Origin of the sequence: Rhodoluna sp. (genome assembly GCF_044239955.1) — a bacterium.
Taxonomy (GTDB): Bacteria; Actinomycetota; Actinomycetes; order Actinomycetales; family Microbacteriaceae; genus Rhodoluna.
The window spans coordinates 103,278-123,369 of sequence record NZ_JBIIAL010000002.1; the positions used below are offsets into that span (position 1 = coordinate 103,278).

The following is a 20,092-nucleotide window of genomic DNA, read 5'->3' on the forward strand; positions in this document are numbered from 1 at the left end:
GCAAACTAAACAGAGAAGTATTTAGCCTCTGGGTGATGAAATACAAAAGCATCGGTTGACTGCTCTGGGTGAAGCTGCAATTCTTCAGACAAGCTAACGCCCACTCTTTCAGGCATCAGTAGCTCAACTACCTTCTTGCGATCTTCCATTTCAGGACATGCTGGGTAGCCAAGTGAGAATCTTGCACCGCGGTACTTGAGGTCAAAGTACCCTTGCATATCTTCTGGCTCTTCATTAGCAAAACCAAGTTCTGCTCTTATGCGAGAGTGCCAGTACTCAGCTAAGGCTTCGGTTAGCTGCATCGCGAGACCATTAAGCTCCATGTAGTCGCGGTAGCTGTTGTCTTCGAAAAGCACCTTGGTAACTTTCTCAACCGCAGAACCAAAGGTCACCAGCTGAACACCAAATACATCGATTTCCCCTGATGCTCTCGAGCGAATGTAATCTGCTAGGCAGAGATGCCCATCTCTTCTTTGTCTTGGGAAATTAAATCTCATTCGGTCAGTACCGATTTTGCCGCCAGATCCACCATCTGGTGCAAGTAGGCCAGCTTTGCCAACAACGCCCGAAGGATCGTTATCGTGGTGCAAGACAATTAAGTCTTCGCCCTCTGAAACAGCAGGGAAGTAACCGTAAACAACAGATGCATCCGCGATTGCCTCGGAGAGAATCCGATCTAACCAATACCTAAGTCTTGGTCTTCCTTCGGTTCGAACCAATTCCTCGTAACCCGGTCCGTCTCCTCGGGTGGGCTTTAGCCCCCATTGACCCATGAAGGTTGCGCGCTCATCCAGATAAGAAGAGAAGTCGGCAAGTGCTATACCCTTCACAATTCTGGTTCCCCAGAAAGGAGGAGTCGGAACAGGGTTATCGCTTGCTACTTCAGAGCGAGCCGGCATGTTCTCTGGTTCAGTTAGAACTAACTTGCTAGGTGCGTGGATTCTCTTTTTGAGCGGCTTCAATCCAACTGATTCGGCATCTGCTCCACGGGCAATTGCAACCAGCGGCTCCATTAGATCAAGTCCCTCAAAAGCGTCTTTTGCGTAACGCACTGTTCCATCAAACTCGCCAGCCAGGTCATCTTCCACGAAAGATCTAGTAAGAGCTGCGCCGCCAAGAATGATTGGCCACTTCTTTGCAAGACCTCTGGAACCAAGTTCTGCAAGGTTCTCACGCATAACAACGGTTGATTTAACCAATAACCCACTCATACCGATGACATCGGCATCGTGTTCTTCTGCTGCCTTGATGATGTCAGCAACTTGCTGTTTGATACCGATGTTTACTACGTCGTAACCGTTGTTGGTCAAAATGATGTCGACTAGGTTTTTGCCAATGTCGTGAACGTCACCACGGACGGTTGCTAGAACAATCTTGCCCTTGCCGGCAGCCTCACTTTTTTCCATGTATGGCTCAAGAAGTGCCACGGCAGATTTCATTACTTCGGCAGATTGTAAAACGAACGGAAGCTGCATCTCCCCGGCACCAAAGCGCTGACCAACAATTTGCATTCCAGCAAGTAGGTAATCGTTGATGATTGCTAGCGGCTTGTTTCCCTCGGATCTCGAGAGATCGAGATCGCTCTCTAGACCCTTACAGTCACCATCAATGATTCGTCTTTCCAGTCTCTGGTTTACAGGAAGTGCTGCTAGCTCGGCTGCGCGAGCATCACGAATGGAAGCGGAGTCAACTCCATCAAACAGATCCAACATCGCAGATAGTGGGTCGTAAGAAAGGTTGCCGTCTGCGTCGTATTCGCGACGGTCGTAAATCAAATCGAGGGCCACTTTTAGTCGATCTTCTGGAATGTCCGCCAGCGGCACAATCTTGGCCGCGTCGATGATGGCGGAATCCAGGCCCGCCAGGGTGGCTTCGTGCAGGAAAACCGAGTTCAGAACAGATCTAGCCGCTGGGTTGAGACCGAAGGAAACGTTTGAAACACCAAGGGTGGTGTGAATACCTGGGTACTTGGTGGTGATTTCTTTGATAGCGGCAATGGTTTCAAGGCCGTCTCGGCGGGTTTCTTCCTGACCGGTTGCGATCGGGAAAGTTAGCGCATCCACGATGATGTCTTCAACCCTCATGTCCCACTTGGAAACAAGGTCATCAATCAAACGGGAGGCGATACGAACCTTGTCCGCCTGGTTTCTAGCTTGACCCTGCTCATCGATGGTTAGCGCAATAACAGCGGCACCGTGCTCCTTAACAAGTGGCATGATCTTGGCAAAGCGCGAAGCTGGACCATCGCCGTCCTCGAAGTTGACGGAGTTCACAACAGGTCTTCCGCCGATGAGTTCAAGACCTGCTTGAATAACCGCGGGCTCGGTGGAGTCAATCACAAGCGGAAGTGTTGAAGCGCTGGCTAGTTTTGAAACCAGGGTTCGCATGTCGGCGACACCGTCTCGGCCGACATAGTCAACAGAGACATCCAACAAGTGAGCCCCATCGCGCACTTGCTTGCGCGCGATGTCGACGCAGTCATCCCATCTTTCATCGAGCATGGCCTCTTTGAAGGCTCTGGAACCATTGGCATTTGTTCTTTCACCAATTGCTAGATAAGTGTTGTCTTGGGTAAGAGGCACGTGCTGATACAAACTCGCAACACCGGGTTCGATTTCGATAGTCCTGCTGTGAGTAGTTGAGTGACCGAGTCTGTCAACAACTGCTTTCAAGTGCGCAGGTGTCGTGCCGCAGCAACCACCAATCATTGCCAAGCCGAATTCTTTAACAAATTGCTCGTGAGCAGTTGCTAACTCTTCAGGACCGAGTGGATAGCTTGCGCCATTGGCTGTAAGAACAGGAAGCCCAGCGTTTGGCATAACCATAACTGGAACTCTGGAGTGCTTCGAAAGCTGTCTAAGGTGCTCACTCATTTCGGTAGGACCCGTAGCACAGTTCAAACCGATCATGTCCACACCAAGTGGCTCGATCGCGGTGAGTGCTGCACCAATTTCAGAACCCATAAGCATGGTTCCGGTAGTTTCAACAGTTACCTCAACAAAGATCGGCAGTCTAGTTCCAGTTTCTACAATCGCCATACGGCAACCATTGATGGCAGCTTTGGTTTGCAGTAGGTCCTGCGAGGTTTCAACTAGGAAAGCGTCCGAGCCACCTTTAATTAGTCCAACGGCTTGCTCCTTGAATGTGTCTCTAAGGAAGGCGTAGTCAACGTGACCCAGGCTTGGAAGTTTTGTTCCAGGACCCATGGATCCTAGGACCCAGCGTGGCCTCGAGTCTTTTTCTGTGAAGCCATCAGCAGACTGGCGGGCAATTTTTGCACCAACTTCCGCTAGCTCCTCAATTCGGTCTTCGATTCCATAGTCCGAAAGGTTCGACCAGTTTGCTCCAAAGGTATTGGACTCGATGCAGTCAATACCTGTAGCAAAATATGCATCGTGAACGCCTTTGACGATGTCAGGTCTTGTGACATTGAGGATTTCGTTACAGCCTTCTAGGTTTTGGAAGTCTTCGAGGGTTGGTTTGCGCTCTTGTAGTTCAGTACCCATTGCGCCATCGGCAATGACCACGCGAGTTGCCAGCGCGTCCATAAGAGCTTGTGACCTTGGCGCGAAGGCCATGGACTTAATGGTGTGCATTAACGAATTCCTGCTCTTTGGAGAACTTGGGTGACACTTTCGTGTTGGTTGAATGCGTAGAGGTGTACGCCTGGTGCGCCTGCTTCGACTAGCTCCACTAATAGATTAGCTGCCCAATCAATTCCTGCCTGCTTGGCTTCTTCTTTAGAGCTGGCACCAAGAAGTTTGGCCAGACCTTCGGGGTTTTTCTCACCGGTTAGTTCTATAACTCGGTTGAGTCGCTGCATAGAAGTGACCGGCATGATGCCAGGCAAGATAGGTATCGTCACCCCTGCATCGCGCGCAAGCTTCACAAATGCCAGATAATCTGACGCAAAGAAAAACAACTGCGTAATTGCATAATCTGCCCCAGCACTTTGCTTAGCTAGCAGAGCTTGGATGTCTTGAGTGATGCTGTCAGAGTCTGGGTGACCATTTGGGAAAGTTGCTACCGCCACATTTAGATCAGATCTGGTGTTTCCGCGATCCTTGTGAACCTGGGAGATCAGCTGAACTAGCTCGGAAGATGACTTTAGCTCACCCTTGGGCTCGAGCGGCATGCCTGGCTGGGGGTCTCCTCTGAGCGCTAGAAAGTCACTTATTCCCTCGTCCATAAACTGATTGACCAGAGATTTGGTTTCTAGAAAGCTGTGACCCACGCAGGTTAGGTGAGCCAGGGCGGAGGCTTGGGTGTTTTTGAGGATGAATTTCAAAACCTCAAGGGAATTCTTGGTCGAAGAACCCCCAGCTCCAAAAGTGACGGATATAAAGGTCGGGTCCATTTTGGCGAGCTCGATAATGGAGGTTTCTAGGCTCTCGCCAGAGTTTTGGTCCCTGGGAGGGTAGACCTCAAAGGAAACTCGGACCTGATTATTCAAAACAACTCCCCATCACTGGATTCAAGCTTATCTTCAATGATCTCAATGGCACTAGGTCGATTCTGAGTCAGGCAGTGAAGACTTGCCTGATTTGGATTTTGAGCCTTTGGAAATTTGCCACTATGATTTTCATTACTAACCAGTTCAGAGGGGTACCCAAGATGACAGAAAAGCGTTCTTCGCTATCTTTCGTTTGTGCAATGGGTATGTCTATGGCGTCTATGGAGCGAATGCTCTAGACGCTTGGTTTCTGCGTTTTTTCAACGGTGAACTAAGCCGCGGGGGTAGAGCTCCGCAAATTTCCAACAAAACAAATCAAGTAAATACCTCAATACCCAAATAAGTCGGCCTCCGGCACAAACAGAAAAGAGATAGCAATAATGTCAAGAAAGAGCACACTATCCCGCATCAGAGTGGGACTTGCAGCAGCAGCCATTGCGGCACTAGCCCTAACCGGTTGCGCACCTGCAGAAACCGCAGCAACAGACGAATCAACAATCACCACCATCACCCCAGGAAAGCTAACCATCGGAACTGGCCTACCAGCCTATGAGCCATGGGTAGTTGGAGATGCCCCCGAATCAGGAGAGGGCTTCGAAGCAGCAGTTGCTTATGCAATCGCAGCTGAGCTTGGCTTTGCTCCAGAGGACGTTATCTGGGTTCGCACCACATTCGACGAGGCAATTGCTCCAGGAGCTAAGAACTTCGACTTCAACTTGCAGCAGTACACCATTACTGAAGAGCGTAAGGCGAATGTTGACTTCTCAGACCCTTACTACGTAACTACTCAGACAGTTATTACAGTTGCTGGATCAGCCGCCGAGAACGCAACCTCACTTGCAGACCTAAAGGATCTGCTAGTTGGTGCAGCTTCAGCTACCACCAGCTTCACTGCAATTGAAGAGTTCATCACTCCAACTGCTGGAGCGCAGGCATTCAATTCCAATGACGACGCCAAAGCAGCTCTTCAGAGTGGACAGCTTGACGCACTTGTTGTTGACCTACCAACTGCTCTGTACCTAACCTGCTGTGATCTAACAGACGGAAAGATTCTTGGACAGATCACTGGCGCTGAGGGTGGAGACAGCTTCGGTCTAGTACTAGACAAGGGCTCATCTCTAACTGCAGCTGTTAACGCAGCCATCAAGGCACTGCGCGATAACGGAACACTTGCAGAGCTAGAGAAGACCTGGCTAACTGACACCAGTGCGCCAGTTCTAAAGTAAGGCAGTAAATTGTTAAGGGGGTGGGAAACCACCCCCTTTTCTAATAGGGGAGCTATGTCAGATTCGAACCCATCAGAAGCGGAACTTCGCCGCCGGGTTTGGCGAGCCAAGCGCAAGCAGAAATCAATTGCGGTTTCACTGCTTTCAACCTTGGCCTTTGCAGCTCTGGTTTGGTTTGGATTGCTTGCAACACCGGGTTGGGAAAGAGTCCAGGGATTCTTTTTTGATTGGGATGTAGCGGTTGCTGCTTTCCCAAGAGTTTTTGATGGGCTAATGCTCAATCTTCGAGTATTAGTGGCGGCAGCAATTCTGGTTTTGGTATTTGGCCTGTTGCTTGCGATCTTTAGAACGTTGAAGAACCCAGTGTTTTTCCCACTGAGGGTTTTATCCCAAGGGTATGTGGACCTATTTAGAGGTCTGCCGCTAATTATTGTTTTGTACCTAGTTGGCTTTGGTATCCCTGGTCTGAGGTTGGAATTTCTTGGGCGGATTCCTTCCGAGGTTCTGGGAATCATCGCACTGACACTTACCTATAGCGCTTACGTATCCGAAGTTTTCAGAGCCGGTATCGAGGCAGTTCACCCCTCGCAGCGAATGGCAGCAAGATCACTAGGTCTTAGCTACCCAAAGTCGATGAGGTTGGTTATTTTGCCCCAGGCTATTCGCAAAGTCGTTCCACCACTTATGAATGACTTTGTTGCTTTGCAAAAGGACGTCGGGCTAATTTCTGTGCTTGGTGCAATTGACGCTGTTCGCGGCGCTCAAATTGAAGTCGCCAAGTTTGCCAACTTTACCCCGTATGTTGTTGCCGGCTTACTGTTTGTATTGCTAGCAATTCCAACCGTTCGGCTAGCTGATCGAATTCAACGAAAGTATTCCGAACGTGAACAGGCAGGGAACGCGCTGTGATCGATTGGACTAAACCAAGACTCAAGGTTGTAAATCTCAAGAAGAACTACGACACCAAGGTTGTCCTTGACGGAGTGGACTTAGAAGTGTTTCCTGGCCAGATTGTTGCCGTGATTGGCTCTTCCGGATCTGGAAAGTCAACGGTGCTGCGCTGTGTGAACTTGCTTGAGGACATTCTCGATGGACAGATCTTCCTTGAAGGCGTTGAGATTTCGGAGCCGGATGTCAACCAGGACAAGGTCCGCGAACAAATTGGACTTGTGTTCCAGTCATTCAACTTGTTTGGACACCTGTCGATTCTAGAAAACATTACTTTGGCCTTGATACACGTTAAAAAGATATCCAAGGAAGAAGCAAGACAGAAAGCCCTATCGTGGCTAGAGCGAATCGGCTTAGCCGATAAAGCCGATTCTTATCCAGACAAACTTTCTGGTGGGCAGCAACAGCGAACCGCAATCGTTCGCGCTGTAGCAATGGAGCCCAAGGTGTTACTGCTTGATGAGGTAACCAGCGCCCTAGACCCAGAACTAGTTGGGGAAGTGCTGTCTTTGATCAAGGACCTAAAGGCCACTGGGACAACCATCTTGATGGCCACCCACGAGCTCTCCTTTGCAAGAGAAGTTGCCGACTGGGTGATTTTCTTAGAAAAGGGAAAAATTCTTGAACAAGGCGAAGCGAAAGATTTCTTCGATAACCCCAAGGAGCCAAGGACTAAAGAGTTCTTAACTCGAATGATCAAGCGCACCGATTAGCCTTCTGTTTACTCGAAACAGCTAGGCTTGATGCATGTCCCGTAAAGCCCTTTTATTGTTTTTGGCGACCGGGCTAGCCTGGGGCCTTCCATACTTCTTTATACAAATTGCGAAAGAGGATTTTTCGAGCTACTCAATCATCTTTATTAGGGTGCTAATCGGTGCGGCCATTATGGTGCCACTGGCCCTGAACTCTGGAGCTCTAAAGATTGCACTTAAGCATTGGAGATGGGTTTTATTCTTTGCTGTTATAGAAATGGTTATCCCCTGGTGGCTAATCACTGAAGCTGGCCGACACATCACTTCTGGTCTAACGGCCTTGCTGATTGCAACAGTTCCAATGTTCGGTGTTGTTGTGGCAAGTCTCCTAGGAGACAAGTCGATCAGAAACCCCAAGACTTTGATTGGAATGGTTGTTGGGTTTGCTGGAGTTGTTGCTCTGGTAGGGATTGACTCCTTCCAGGGAGTTGTGGATCCAATCTGGGTTGGGGCTGTGATACTTGGATCCATTGGCTACGCGATTGCACCTGCTGTTATCTCTTACAAGATTGGGTTTGTCCCAACGACCGGAGTAATCAGCCTTTCCATGGTCTTCGTTGGGATTGCTTATTTGATTCCAGCAATTACTCAGTTGCCACAGGAAATCACCAATGTTCCAAGCCTTGAATCCTGGTTAGCTCTTCTGGGCTTGGGCGCGATTTGCTCAGCTTTGGCCTTTGTGCTGTTCTTTGCACTGATTAAGGAAATAGGTGCTCCGAGAGCGACACTTATTGTTTACATAAACACCCTGGTTGCTTTGCTCCTTGGAGTTGTATTCCTCAGTGAGCCAATAACCCCAGGTCTTCTTATTGGCCTTCCTTTGGTGCTGATCGGAAGTTGGATGGCTGGTCAAAAATACGAGGCTAAACAGCCCGCAGCCAGCTAATCTTCACAAAATTCACCGTTTTCGGAGTAATCAACATAAAAATCATTCCAATATGAGAAAAATTCTGGTATTTTGATTCAAAGCAGGAATTTATTCGAAGGAAGTCCGGAAATGCAAAAAGCGACCCAAATTCTTATTGACCAGTCACACCGTCAAGCCTGGAGCGTTGATGCAGAAAAGGCCAAGGAGCTAAACCCTGGCAACCCTCAAGACTCCGGCTATTCAAAGCTAGTTGAGTCAGCCGAAGCCTCAGGTTTTGGAGTTCGCTCGCACCAAACAGGCACTTTTACAAAAGAGTCTTTGAACGGCATAGATGTTCTAGTTATCCCACACGCTTCTGAGGATGATTGGGAAAAGACCCTAGGTGAAGGATCACCAAAGCTCACCTCCGATGAGATTTCTGCTGTTAAAGACTTCGTAAACGCTGGCGGTGGACTAGTTGTTCTTGGTGAATCTGAACAACCAAAATATGGAAACAATTTTTCTGAACTAACCGAGCAGTTTGGAATCAAGATTGCAAACGCAACAGTGCAAGACTCTGAAAACAACTTCAAAGGTGTTGCAACTTGGGTGCTTGCTGATCTGAAGAAATCTTTTGAATTCGATCTTGGTTTTAAAGTAGAGCAGACCGCTTTCTATCGCTCCGGAGTTCTTGAAATAAAAGACGGCTCTGACGCTCATGTGATTGCAACAAGCTCAACTTCTGCAACACCTTCTGAGGCAGCGTTGGTAGCGGCAACAAACTTTGGCAAGGGCCGAGTGGTTGTTCTTGCCGACAGTGACATCTTTGGTGATGACTCAATTGACGAACTAGACAATAAAAACTTTTGGATCAACATTGCATCTTGGGTTTCCGGTGGAAAAGCTGCTGCATTAGCGCAAACCAGAAAAGACCCATCCTGGGCCGCGACACACCCTAGCTGGCTAAAACTTGCAGCCGCAGTTGAGGCAATCAAGCCGATGCAAATCAAAGACGGATCTATTGATTCATCTGCGCACGATCTAGCCGAAGCTAACAAACAGATTGCACTTGTGTTGGAGGCAATTACGGAACTCACTCCAAAATTTGCACACCAGAGCGATTACCTAACTCAGGTCAAAAAAGACATCCAGGCTTGGGCAGACGGCGGCTTCAAAGTGCCGGACTTTTATGACTCTCTGGAGCTATTCCGCCCAGACCTCAAGCGTGAGAACAACGTTGAAAACCTTGCAGTCTTTGCGATGTATACCCAAAACGGTAACCCGAACCGAAACCTTGAGGCTGTTATTACGAATACCTTCTGGCCCGACTGGCTTGCTGAAAAAGAGCAGGTTTACCAAAACAGCGCCTTTGTTCCAATCGAGTTTGTCGCCTTTACCTCCGGTTACGACACCTTCTCGGCAGTGTTTTTCCCAGAGACCGTTGCAACCCGTGAGCTTGCCAAGTTCTACTGGGGAGGAATCTTCTGCGACCGCGAGGCTGCAAGATTCCGCATGGTTACCAGAGCCGCGCAGCAGCTACTGTTTCTACCACTTCCTCCAGATGCAGAAAGAGTGGTCAACGATCAGCTGTTGGCCCAAGAAACTTACGTGCTGTGGGACTTGATTCATGACCGCACTCACTCCAAGGGGGATCTGCCATTTGATCCATTTATGATCAAGCAGCGCATGCCTTTCTGGATGTATGCACTTGAGGAATTGCGCTGTGACCTTTCAACATTCCGAGAGACATTTGTGCTCGACGAGCAGGGCGAAAGACTTGGAAAATACATCCGCTATGCAATCTTGTTTGATCGTTTATTCCGTTTCCCAATAACCGGACCAAGAGTTAGAAACTACGACGGACTGGGCGGACAGATCATTTTCAGTTACCTGCACCGTCACGGTGGCTTGAAGTGGACGGATAACAAACTTAGCTTTGATTGGGAAAAGGTAAACGAGCAGATCGTTGCGCTTTGTGGCGAGGTTGAAAGTCTCTATCACGATGGCATCGACAGATCCAGAGTTGCTCAGTGGATGGCTTCATATGAATTCGTAAGTGACTTAGTTCAGCCACACCCAGCCTCAACGTGGGCTAAGGGTGCAGATGCTTTGCCTGTTGAAGGAGAGCTCAAGGAAATGGTAAACAAAGTCTTAGATGACGAATTTCCGCTGAATGTTTTCTTTGACACTCTAAATCGCAACTTGCAAGATGTGATCACTTCCACAAAAGGCGTCACTGCCTAAGGCAGCACTTTCTTATGGAAGCCATAGACCGCAGAATCCTCACTCTTTTAGCTGAGGATTCTGAGCGCTCACTTCAAGACCTAGCGCTTGAGGTTGGGCTACCCACATCCACCCTGCACCAAAGGATAAAACGACTTGAAACCCGTGGCCTGATTTTGGGCTACCAAGCCAAGCTAGATCTTCGCAAAGTTGGGCTGAGTATGACCTCATTCGTGTCATTGACTCCAATCGACCCAGCAGCCCCGGATTCGATTCCAGCTCAGCTGGAATCCATCTCGGAGATTGAGGGTTGCTGGAGCGTTGCCGGGGAAGAAAGCTATATAGTCAAAGTAAATGTGTCTGAGCCTGCGGACTTAGAGGCACTTTTGGGAAAAATCAGAGCACAAGCCAATTGTTCAACCCAAACTACCGTTGTCTTATCAACCGCATTTGAGAACAGACCACCTGCAATTCCAGAATCAGATCAGAACGATAGCTAGAGAAAGAAGCGAAACTAGAGATGAGCACGAGAAAGATCTGGCGCGGATTCGCTAGCGATAACTATGCCGGTGTTCACCCAGCAGTATTCGAGGCTATGACCAAGGTCAACGAGGGCCACGAGATTGCTTATGGGGACGACACCGAGACAGAAAAGTTCAATAGAGTCGTTGTCGAAAATTTTGGCGCCAAGGCTGTTGGCTTTCCACTGTTCAATGGCACCGGCGCCAACGTTGTTGCCTTGCAAGCAGCAATTCAAAGATGGGAAGCAGTTATCTGTGCGGAAACCGCTCACATCAATGTCGACGAGGGCGGCGCTCCAGAGAAGATGGCTGGATTGAAACTTTGGACTGTACCAACTCCTGATGGAAAACTAACCCCGGAACTAATTGAGTCGCAGATTTTCGACATAGGTGTAGTTCACAGAGCACAACCTGGGGTCGTTTCAATTACCCAAACCACAGAGCTGGGCACTTTGTATCAGCCAGGAGAAATCAAAAAGATTGCAGAAGTAACCCACAAGCATGGCCTACTACTTCATCTAGATGGTGCAAGAATTTCAAACGCTGCCGCTGCGCTCGGACTATCTTTCAAGGAGTTCACCACCGATGTTGGCGTCGACCTAGTGTCGGTTGGCGGAACCAAAATCGGTGCTTTAGGCGCAGAGGCTGTGATTGTAGTTGATTCGAGTTCAGCGAGAGGAAAGCAGCTTGCCGAGGCCATGCCATATCTTAGAAAAACTTCTATGCAGTTAGCTTCGAAGATGCGCTTCGTTTCTGCTCAGTTAAATGCCCTTTTTGAAAACAAGGCAGCTCTTGCTCTTGATAATGCAAGACATGCCAACCACATGGCCAAGAAGCTGTATGAGGGAGTAGTTGCGATAGCAGCTAAGAGCTCGCTTGTTACTGTACCGAACCCAACTGAGGCAAACGCTGTCTTCCCGATTCTGCCTGAAAAGGTCACCAACAAGCTGATGGAAAATTACCGGTTCTATGTTTGGAACCAGGCAACCGGCCAAGTTCGTTGGATGTGCGCTTGGGATACCCAGGAATCAGACGTAGATGGCTTACTTGCTGCACTTGACGAAGCAGTTAGCTAAATCAGGGAACAATAAACACCTTTTCTTAGTTGAGGACCAAATGAATAAAAAACCGGAAACTTCTGCACCCCTTACCGAGCTATTGGAAAAGCGCTGGAGCCCAAGAGCTTATGACGCCAACCACCTAATCGAAGACCAGCAAATTCTTTCGATCTTGGAAGCCGGTCGCTGGGCCCCTTCTGCAAACAACGGCCAGCCTTGGAGATTTTCAGTAGCAGTTCGAGGAACCGAAGTTCACGCCAAGGTAACAGAGGGACTTGGTGGATTTAACCAGGCCTGGGCACCTTCCGCATCAGCCATGATCGTAATTTCTATTAAGAAAAATGAAGATGGCACATCAAGTGTCAAGAATTTCTATGACGCCGGCTTGGCTGTCTCATTAATGACCGTCCAAGCCCAGTCAGTAGATCTTTACTCACACCAGATGGCTGGAATTGTTCCGGATGTTATCCATGAAGGTCTTGGTATCCCTGCAGAATTCGAAGTTGCGGTAGTGGTAGCAATTGGCAAGATTGCCTCCCCGGATGTGTTCGAAGGAGCTGCCTACGAAAGAGAAATTGCTCCTCGAACCAGGTTGCCACTTGAGGAAATTGTCCTGCACGGCAAGCCTTAGAGTTAATAGGTGCCCATAACCGAACAAATAGCGCTCTGGTACGACCAGATCGGTCCAATTCTCTTTGTTGCTGCCGTCTGGGGCTTGGTTTTTGCAGGTACTGGACTACTAATTGGGGCCTTCATACCTTTCATTACAGGTGACTCGCTAGTTTTTGCCGCGGGACTGGTTGCAGCAAGCTTTCCAGAAAGCATTAACATCTGGGTTCTCAGTATCGGCATAGGAATCTTTGCATGGTTGGGTGATCAAGTTGGTTACACACTTGGCCGACACTTTGGCCGGCCATACCTAGACAAACGACAAGGCGCCCTTATTCAAAGCGCAATTGGTAAAGCTGAAAAGTTTTACCAAGGCTGGGGTTGGTGGGCAGTAGTTGTTGCAAGGTTTGTGCCGATGGCTAGAGTACTAATTCCAGTAATCGCGGGAATTGGAAAAATGAATTATTACAAGTTCTTCTCGGCGAACTTGGTTGGAGCAGTTGTCTGGGGAGTGGGTCTATCTCTTGCTGGGTACTACGCCGCGAGCATTCCTCTAGTCAAGGATGCCACTTACATCATTGCCGTAGTGGTGGTTGCCGCTTCACTTGTTGCGGGAATTAGGTCTTGGTACAAAAACAACGAATCCAAAGCAGCAGCCTAGAGCTCTTAGCTAGCTATCGGTTGCGATAACTAGATCAGCCAAAGAAGCTGATTTTTCCCGAGCGTAGAAATCCAGTTCCTGCGCTGCCCACATGTCGAACTTGTCAAGATTTCCTTCGCGCTCTAACCAACGAGCTTGGCGAACTGGCTCTTTTGCTTCCAGCCAAATTCTCAAAATGGCAACAGCTGAAGCGCGGTCACTCATTGCGCCACAACCCTCAATTATCAGAGGCGTTCCACCAGAAAATTCCATCCAAGCTCCGCGTTGGTTTTCTGACCAATCCCATTGCTGCCAAGAAGCTGTCTCTTTTTTGGAGAGAGGTTCCAATATGAACCGGTTTAGATAATCTGCACCAAGACTCAACCCCTCCCAGCCGGGATAAAGATCATCCATATGGATAACCCTTGGTAATGACTCACCTTGCCTAAACAGGCTCTCTTGCAAAGACTTTGCAAAGGTTGATTTTCCAGAGTTAGATCTGCCATCAATTAGAACAATTGGTGTGATGTTTCCAAGATCTATCTGTTCGAGAACCTTGTCAGTGATCTCTTGAATCAGAGTCGCGTTGGAAGGCAAGAAATACCTAAAGTTTCTAGTTAGTCGGCAAGACCGTAAAGACGGTCTCCAGCGTCACCAAGGCCAGGAACGATATATCCGATTTCGTTTAGCTTTTCATCTAATGCGCCCAACACAATCGTGACCTTTTGGTTTCCAACTGCTTTCTCAACAGCCTTGAGACCTTCGGGTGATCCGATTAGGCAAATGGCGATTACCTCCGCTGCACCGCGGTCAAAAACGTATTTGATTGAGTCAATCAAAGTGCCACCGGTAGCAAGCATCGGATCGATGATGTATACCTGGCGACCGGTTAGATCGTCTGGGAGTCTTTCGGCGTAGGTGAAAGGTTCGAGAGTTTCTTCATTGCGCTTAATTCCTAAGAAACCAACTTCGGCAGTTGGAAGCAACTTTAGGATTCCCTCTAGCATGCCAAGGCCTGCTCTAAGAACTGGAACAATCAAGGGAAGTGGAGTGCTAAGGCGAACACCTGTTGTCTTTACAAGAGGAGTCTCAATGGAAATCTCCACAACCTTTATGTCCTTGGTGGCCTCATAGGTAAGTAGTGTGACTAATTCCTCAACAAGCTGTCTAAAGGTAGTTGAAGGAGTGTTCTTGTCTCGAAGGACAGTTAGTTTGTGAGTCACCAGCGGGTGATTGGCTATGTGGGTGCGCATATCAATAAATCTAGTGGGTTCAAGCAGGCACCAGGATGACCCAAAGTGTTGGAATACTTGGACTAAGGGAGTAACTGAGAAATGACAAACATTTGGGATTCAGCCATGCAGCTTGCTTTGGCAGAAGCTAAGCAGTCTGGGCAAGATGTTCCGGTCGGTGCCGTGATAGTGGACCCCGACGGAAACATCGTTTCTTCAGCCCATAATGAGCGTGAGGCAACCGGGGACCCAACAGCCCATGCCGAGATCTTGGCTATTCAAAGAGCCGGAAAATCATCTTCGAAGTGGCGGCTGGATCAGCTCACCATGGTTGTCACGTTGGAACCATGTGTGATGTGTGCGGGAGCGATAGTTGCGGCTCGTCTACCAAGAGTTGTCTTTGGTGCTTTCGATGATCGAGTCGGTGGAGCCGGATCAAGATATGACCTAGTGCGCGATTCCAGACTCGGTTCTCCAGTTGAAGTAATCACGGGTGTTATGCAAGATCAGTGCTCAAGAGTCCTAAAAGAATTTTTTGAGAAGCGGCGCTAAACACTAAGCTTTGTTGTGGTGACGTGTCCGAGCGGCCGAAGGTGCAACTCTCGAAAAGTTGTGTGCGTGAAAGCGCACCGTGGGTTCAAATCCCACCGTCACCGCCATTAGAGTCAGGACAGAGACTGAGACTTATGAACTACAAAAAGCACATGGCCATATTCATGGTCATCGCGGTTGTTGGCTTGTTAATTCTTCTTTTTACACCAACCTACGGGGCAGCTATTTTCTTACCTGCGATTGGCGCTTTTTTTGGCGCTCGCAAAGCTCAATCAGAGGGCGCAGCGCAACCTAGCTTTGTGCTCTGGGGGGTGTTCTTTGTTTTTGTGGCAGTCGCGGTGCTGATTAGGTACTTGGTTCCTGAGGAAAACTTTGGGGGCTTTGATCAATGGCCAGCAAGCGCCGGTCTATTTCTTTTCTACAGCGGCGTTCTGGCGGTTGCCTACTTGCTATTTGGATATCTGGCCTACTTACAGCGTGTTGGAAGAACCAACTCCTAGCTAAGTCCTAACCCAACTCAACTTTTCAACTCTCAGATTCGATTTTTGCAAGATTTAGCATTTTGCTTATACTTAACTAAATTCATTTAGCAAACGGTTCTAAATGCTAAGACTTTATTTATTTGGGGAGTTTCACGTGCACTGGAAAGCCTGCGCCATTGATGGCCCTGGGGGCGGCGGCAAGTCAACATTGGCTGCCCAGCTTGCCTCCAATCTTGGCGCATCTGTAATCTCAATGGATGCTTTCTTGCTTCCTGAAAGCAAGCACCGCGTCAGCGCAATTGCCAAGAACTATGACCTGGATCGTTTCTATGAAGAGGTAACTGATTCGCTTCTGGATGAAAGAGACATCAACTACCGGGTTATGAACTTAGCTACCGGAGCTCTCGGGACCCAAAGAGTCAACATCCCTGCCGGTAGCCCAGTAGTCGTTGAAGGTGTTTACTCCATGGAACTTAGCTTCCGAGACTCCTATAACTTCACGATATTTGTCGACGCACCCAAAGAACATCTAATGACTAGGGCTTTTAGCCTGGAGGCTGGCTCAAGATCTTGGCTAGATAAGTGGCTAGAAGGCGAAGAAACCTACTTTGTTGCCCAGCACCCCAAGCTTGCGGCCACTTTGGTCCTTGATGGAACCAAACCTTTTCCTTCGACAGCCGAAATCATGGAGCAAATCGAGAGCAGGCGGGCCAGAGCCTAATTTTGGCCGAATACACCCAAACAAGTCATTTTTTGGTATTTAAACTGGGTGTTTACATCTTTGCCAAATCGTTATAGACTCGCCACTTGACCCAAAAAAACCAGTGCGCATATTTTGGCGTGCCCTGTTCGCATATTGTGGCGACAATCGGTTTCGGGACAGCCCCAAATCTGACCGCTTTCTAACTTATGTGCCCTTGGAGGGACCGCCTTGGCTGCTTCGAAAAATGCAAAAAACACCCGTCTAGCATCACGACCATCGTTCGCGAAGGTTCAAGAACAGATTGATCTTCCAGATCTACTGTCCTTGCAAACCGAAAGCTTCGAGTGGCTGATCGGCGGACCATCATGGAGAGCCAAAGAAGGCAACAAGGCTAAGACTGGTCTTGACGAAGTATTCGAAGAGATCTCTCCTATCGAAGACTCAGCAAACTCATCACAAGACCCAAAGATGGGTCTAGTTTTTGGTGACCCAATTTTGTATGACCCTGCCTACACTCCTGACGAGTGCAAGACCAAGGGTAAGAGCTACACCCAACCTCTTTATATCAAGGCTGAATTCACCAACTACCTAACCGGTGAAATTAAGTCACAGACTGTTTTCATGGGAGATTTTCCGGTGATGACAGAAAAGGGAACTTTCGTAATCAACGGAACTGAGCGTGTTGTTGTTTCACAGCTTGTTCGTTCTCCTGGTGTTTACTTCTCTGTTTCAACAAACACCACTGGAAACTTGGACGTTAGAAACAACAAAGCACAGATCATCCCATCTCGTGGTTCATACCTAGAATTTCTAACCGAGTGGGTAAGAGATGACCGTAAGCCAATTGCTCGTTTTGGTCAGCCGATTGTTCAGGTCCAGGTAGATCGCAAGACTAAAGTTTCTGCAACCATCTTCTTGAAAGCACTTGGTTTCACCAAGGAAGAAATCATTGCAGAGTTTTCTGACATCGAGAAGGCAGTTGGTACAGCTGCTCCAACTTGGAAATACGATGTTGACCTAATTGCAAACACCTTGGCTTACGACGAGTCAAAGGTCTTTGCCAACCCAGTCTTGACCAAGGAAGACGCTCTTCGTGAGCTTTACCGCAAGGTAAGAAGCGAAGCTGCAGGTTCCGAGGTAGCTGCTGCATGGCTTAACTCAACTTACTTTGAGTCCAAGAGATACAACCTTGCAAAGGTTGGTCGTCACAAGCTAAACCGCAAGCTAGGTATCGACGAGCCACTAGAAGTTAACACTTTGACTAGAAGCGACGTAATTGGTGCTTTGAAGTACCTATTGCTGTTCGACCAGTCAATTGCCAACCAGGCATCTGCCTCAAACGCACGCATCGAGTTCCCAGTAAAGATGAACGGCAAGGCTGTAAAGATTGCCGTTTCTGCTGACGACATCGATGACTTCTCAAACCGAAGAATTCGTTCGGTTGGAGAGCTAATCCAGAACCAGGTTCGTATCGGTCTATCTCGCATGGAGCGTGTTGTTCGTGAGCGCATGTCCACACAGGACATCGAGGCGATTACTCCTCAGACACTTATTAACTTGAGACCGGTTGTTAGCGCAATCAAAGAGTTCTTTGGTGCTAGCCAGCTATCGCAGTTTATGGATCAGAACAACCCACTTGCTGGTCTTGCGCACAAGCGTCGCTTGTCCGCACTTGGCCCAGGTGGTATTGCTCGTGAGCGTGCTCAGATGGAAGTTCGAGATGTTCACCCTTCCCACTACGGAAGAATGTGTCCGGTTGAAACCCCAGAAGGACCAAACATTGGTCTGATTGGATCTTTGACTGCGTATGCTCGCATCAACGCGTTTGGTTTCATAGAGACTCCTTACCTGAAGGTAACTAACGGCAAGGTGTCTGGAAAGATCGAGTACCTAGACGCAGCAGCAGAGGATGGCAAGTCAATCGCTGGTGCTGACACTCCTTTGAATGCAGACAAGACATTTGCTAACAAGAAGGTATTCGCAAGATTCCGCGGAGACGTTGTTGAAGTAGACAAGGAAGATGTTGACTTTGTTGACGTATCTCCTCGTCAGCTAGCTTCTGTTTCAACTTCTTTGATTCCATTCCTAGAGCACGATGACTCGTCACGTGCGCTTATGGGTGCGAACATGCAGCGTCAGGCTGTTCCACTAGTTCGCTCCGAGGCTCCATTTGTTGGAACCGGTATGGAACGAACAGCAGCCTTTGACTCCGGAGCCTTGGTTATCGCCGAGACCGCCGGTGTTGTTGAAGAAGTTGCAGCGAACCTGATTGTCATCAAGCAAGAAAATGGCCGTAAAAAGGAATACCTTCTTCGCAAGTTTGACCGCTCGAACCAGGGAACTGCTATCAACCAGCAGCCACTTGTTTCCATCGGCCAGAAGATCGAAGCCGGAGAAGTACTTGCCGATGGTCCATCCACCGATAACGGTGAGCTAGCCCTTGGAAAGAACCTACTTGTAGCGTTCATGCCTTGGGAAGGTCACAACTTCGAGGACGCCATTATCTTGAGCCAGAACCTGGTCAAGGAAGACACTTTGTCTTCGATTCACATCGAAGAGTACGAAGTTGACGCCCGTGACACCAAGTTGGGTAAGGAAGAAATCACCGCAGATCTTCCAAATGTTTCTATGGAAGCCCTTGCTCAGCTTGATGAGAATGGAATCATTCGCATCGGTGCTGAGGTAAGACCAGGAGATATCTTGGTTGGAAAGGTTACACCTAAGGGTGAGACCGAGCTTTCAGCGGAAGAGCGTTTGCTACGTGCGATCTTCAATGAGAAGTCCCGCGAAGTTCGCGACACTTCCTTGAAGGTTCCTCACGGTGAAGGCGGAACCGTTATCGCTGTAAAGGTGTTTGACATTGAAGCAGGAGACGACGAGCTAGGTGCTGGCATCAACCAGAGAGTTGTTGTTAACATCGCTCAGCGCAGAAAGATCACCGAGGGTGACAAGCTTGCTGGTCGCCACGGAAACAAGGGTGTTATTTCTAAGATCCTTCCTGTTGAAGACATGCCGTTCATGGATGATGGAACACCAGTTGACATCATCTTGAACCCACTGGGTATCCCAGGTCGAATGAACTTCGGTCAGGTTCTAGAAACTCACCTTGGTTGGATTGCCAAGCAGGGTTGGAAGGTTGAAGGAGTTGCGAAGTGGGCAGACGCCATCGTTGCAGAAATGCGCGAGGGTAAGCCTGGCACCAAGGTTGCAACACCAATCTTCGACGGTGCTTCTAAAGACGAGATCATCGGTTTGCTTGGCTCGACACTTCCTAACAGGGATGGTCAGAGACTTGTAAACGAAACCGGAAAGACTCGTTTGTTTGACGGTCGTTCAGGAGAACCTTTCCCAGAGCCGATTTCTGTTGGATACATGTACGTGCTGAAACTTCACCACTTGGTTGATGACAAGATTCACGCTCGTTCCACTGGTCCTTACTCCATGATTACTCAGCAGCCACTTGGTGGTAAGGCTCAGTTCGGTGGACAGCGATTTGGTGAGATGGAAGTTTGGGCGCTGCAGGCATATGGTGCAGCTCACACTCTTCAAGAGCTACTTACCATCAAGTCGGATGACATCACTGGACGTGTTCGCACCTACGAGGCGATCGTGAAGGGTGACAACATCCAAGCTCCAGGTATTCCAGAATCCTTCCGCGTTTTGGCAAAAGAGATGCAGTCTCTTGCTCTAAACGTTGAGGTTCTAAACGCCGAAGGTCAAGCAGTCCAGATGAAGGACGATGACTTCGAGTTTGATCGCGCAGCTGAAGAGCTGGGCATCAACCTTTCTCGCAACGAGAACCTCACCGTAGACAACGAATACACCGGTTACTAGAAAGAGATTAGG

The 20,092-nt window shown here is 48.7% G+C and carries 17 protein-coding genes and 1 tRNA gene; 14 read left to right on the forward strand and 4 right to left on the reverse strand.

The features are described from left to right. Positions 1-5 precede the first annotated feature (5 nt). Together metH and AC9UFE_RS01940 are read right to left on the reverse strand one after the other, a co-directional pair. Positions 6-3,596 (reverse strand): methionine synthase, encoded by a 3,591-nt coding sequence (metH, locus tag AC9UFE_RS01935; RefSeq protein ID WP_509545282.1) that lies wholly within the window; start codon positions 3,594-3,596, stop codon positions 6-8. Then, the gene (locus tag AC9UFE_RS01940; RefSeq protein ID WP_509545284.1) at positions 3,596-4,453 is read right to left on the reverse strand and encodes a methylenetetrahydrofolate reductase; all 858 of its coding nucleotides are present in this window, start codon (positions 4,451-4,453) and stop codon (positions 3,596-3,598) included. The genes metH and AC9UFE_RS01940 overlap by 1 nt, the downstream gene beginning before the upstream one ends. Before the next feature lie 380 nt (positions 4,454-4,833). On the opposite strand from AC9UFE_RS01940, the gene AC9UFE_RS01945 reads away from it, so the two are divergent. The 9 genes from AC9UFE_RS01945 (at position 4,834) to AC9UFE_RS01985 (ending at position 13,298) form a co-directional block, all read left to right on the forward strand. Next, positions 4,834-5,679: an ABC transporter substrate-binding protein gene (locus tag AC9UFE_RS01945; RefSeq protein ID WP_509545286.1), complete on the forward strand. Its 846-nt coding sequence runs from the start codon at positions 4,834-4,836 to the stop codon at positions 5,677-5,679. 54 nt (positions 5,680-5,733) lie between these two features. Next, entirely contained in the window at positions 5,734-6,588 is an 855-nt protein-coding gene (locus AC9UFE_RS01950; RefSeq protein ID WP_509545288.1) for an amino acid ABC transporter permease, read from the forward strand. Further along, entirely contained in the window at positions 6,585-7,340 is a 756-nt protein-coding gene (locus tag AC9UFE_RS01955; RefSeq protein ID WP_509545289.1) for an amino acid ABC transporter ATP-binding protein, read from the forward strand. The genes AC9UFE_RS01950 and AC9UFE_RS01955 overlap by 4 nt, the downstream gene beginning before the upstream one ends. Before the next feature lie 34 nt (positions 7,341-7,374). Beyond that, positions 7,375-8,265 (forward strand): DMT family transporter, encoded by an 891-nt coding sequence (locus tag AC9UFE_RS01960; RefSeq protein WP_509545291.1) that lies wholly within the window; start codon positions 7,375-7,377, stop codon positions 8,263-8,265. A 111-nt stretch (positions 8,266-8,376) separates the two neighbouring features. Further along, on the forward strand, positions 8,377-10,470 hold the full coding sequence (locus AC9UFE_RS01965; protein ID WP_509545293.1) for a DUF6421 family protein: 2,094 nt from the start codon (positions 8,377-8,379) through the stop codon (positions 10,468-10,470). A 14-nt stretch (positions 10,471-10,484) separates the two neighbouring features. Next, a complete protein-coding gene (locus tag AC9UFE_RS01970) occupies positions 10,485-10,949 on the forward strand; it encodes an Lrp/AsnC family transcriptional regulator (protein WP_509545295.1) in 465 nt (154 codons plus the stop codon). Between the two features lie 20 nt (positions 10,950-10,969). Beyond that, positions 10,970-12,046, forward strand: coding sequence for a threonine aldolase family protein (locus AC9UFE_RS01975; RefSeq protein ID WP_509545296.1), 1,077 nt, complete (start codon positions 10,970-10,972; stop codon positions 12,044-12,046). Positions 12,047-12,086: 40 nt separating this feature from the next. Next, the gene (locus tag AC9UFE_RS01980; RefSeq protein WP_509545297.1) at positions 12,087-12,659 is read left to right on the forward strand and encodes a nitroreductase family protein; all 573 of its coding nucleotides are present in this window, start codon (positions 12,087-12,089) and stop codon (positions 12,657-12,659) included. Positions 12,660-12,668: 9 nt separating this feature from the next. Beyond that, positions 12,669-13,298, forward strand: a complete 630-nt coding sequence (locus AC9UFE_RS01985; RefSeq protein WP_509545298.1) for a DedA family protein — start codon at positions 12,669-12,671, stop codon at positions 13,296-13,298. 9 nt (positions 13,299-13,307) lie between these two features. Here AC9UFE_RS01985 and AC9UFE_RS01990 read toward each other — a convergent pair whose 3' ends face one another. Together AC9UFE_RS01990 and upp are read right to left on the reverse strand one after the other, a co-directional pair. Beyond that, positions 13,308-13,874 (reverse strand): nucleoside/nucleotide kinase family protein, encoded by a 567-nt coding sequence (locus AC9UFE_RS01990; protein WP_509545300.1) that lies wholly within the window; start codon positions 13,872-13,874, stop codon positions 13,308-13,310. Positions 13,875-13,894: 20 nt separating this feature from the next. Then, a complete protein-coding gene (upp, locus tag AC9UFE_RS01995; protein ID WP_509545302.1) occupies positions 13,895-14,530 on the reverse strand; it encodes a uracil phosphoribosyltransferase in 636 nt (211 codons plus the stop codon). An 81-nt stretch (positions 14,531-14,611) separates the two neighbouring features. Here upp and AC9UFE_RS02000 point away from each other — a divergent pair, with 81 nt between their 5' ends. The 5 genes from AC9UFE_RS02000 (at position 14,612) to rpoB (ending at position 20,080) form a co-directional block, all read left to right on the forward strand. Next, positions 14,612-15,061: a nucleoside deaminase gene (locus AC9UFE_RS02000; protein WP_509545304.1), complete on the forward strand. Its 450-nt coding sequence runs from the start codon at positions 14,612-14,614 to the stop codon at positions 15,059-15,061. A gap of 17 nt (positions 15,062-15,078) precedes the next feature. Continuing rightward, positions 15,079-15,168 (forward strand) — tRNA-Ser (locus AC9UFE_RS02005). Between the two features lie 27 nt (positions 15,169-15,195). Next, positions 15,196-15,561, forward strand: coding sequence for a hypothetical protein (locus tag AC9UFE_RS02010; protein WP_509545305.1), 366 nt, complete (start codon positions 15,196-15,198; stop codon positions 15,559-15,561). A gap of 103 nt (positions 15,562-15,664) precedes the next feature. Beyond that, on the forward strand, positions 15,665-16,264 hold the full coding sequence (locus AC9UFE_RS02015; protein ID WP_509545307.1) for a uridine kinase family protein: 600 nt from the start codon (positions 15,665-15,667) through the stop codon (positions 16,262-16,264). Positions 16,265-16,474: 210 nt separating this feature from the next. After that, a complete protein-coding gene (gene rpoB, locus AC9UFE_RS02020; protein WP_509545309.1) occupies positions 16,475-20,080 on the forward strand; it encodes a DNA-directed RNA polymerase subunit beta in 3,606 nt (1,201 codons plus the stop codon). Positions 20,081-20,092: the final 12 nt, after the last annotated feature.

What these genes read in the sequence shown, in the direction of transcription:
- metH (WP_509545282.1), bottom strand. Translation starts at nt 3,596, where the DNA reads ATGCACACCATTAAGTCCATGGCCTTCGCGCCAAGGTCACAAGCTCTT.
- AC9UFE_RS01945 (WP_509545286.1), top strand. Translation starts at nt 4,834, where the DNA reads ATGTCAAGAAAGAGCACACTATCCCGCATCAGAGTGGGACTTGCAGCA.
- AC9UFE_RS01950 (WP_509545288.1), top strand. Translation starts at nt 5,734, where the DNA reads ATGTCAGATTCGAACCCATCAGAAGCGGAACTTCGCCGCCGGGTTTGG.
- AC9UFE_RS01960 (WP_509545291.1), top strand. Translation starts at nt 7,375, where the DNA reads ATGTCCCGTAAAGCCCTTTTATTGTTTTTGGCGACCGGGCTAGCCTGG.
- AC9UFE_RS01965 (WP_509545293.1), top strand. Translation starts at nt 8,377, where the DNA reads ATGCAAAAAGCGACCCAAATTCTTATTGACCAGTCACACCGTCAAGCC.
- AC9UFE_RS01970 (WP_509545295.1), top strand. Translation starts at nt 10,485, where the DNA reads ATGGAAGCCATAGACCGCAGAATCCTCACTCTTTTAGCTGAGGATTCT.
- AC9UFE_RS01975 (WP_509545296.1), top strand. Translation starts at nt 10,970, where the DNA reads ATGAGCACGAGAAAGATCTGGCGCGGATTCGCTAGCGATAACTATGCC.
- AC9UFE_RS01980 (WP_509545297.1), top strand. Translation starts at nt 12,087, where the DNA reads ATGAATAAAAAACCGGAAACTTCTGCACCCCTTACCGAGCTATTGGAA.
- upp (WP_509545302.1), bottom strand. Translation starts at nt 14,530, where the DNA reads ATGCGCACCCACATAGCCAATCACCCGCTGGTGACTCACAAACTAACT.
- AC9UFE_RS02000 (WP_509545304.1), top strand. Translation starts at nt 14,612, where the DNA reads ATGACAAACATTTGGGATTCAGCCATGCAGCTTGCTTTGGCAGAAGCT.
- AC9UFE_RS02010 (WP_509545305.1), top strand. Translation starts at nt 15,196, where the DNA reads ATGAACTACAAAAAGCACATGGCCATATTCATGGTCATCGCGGTTGTT.
- AC9UFE_RS02015 (WP_509545307.1), top strand. Translation starts at nt 15,665, where the DNA reads ATGCTAAGACTTTATTTATTTGGGGAGTTTCACGTGCACTGGAAAGCC.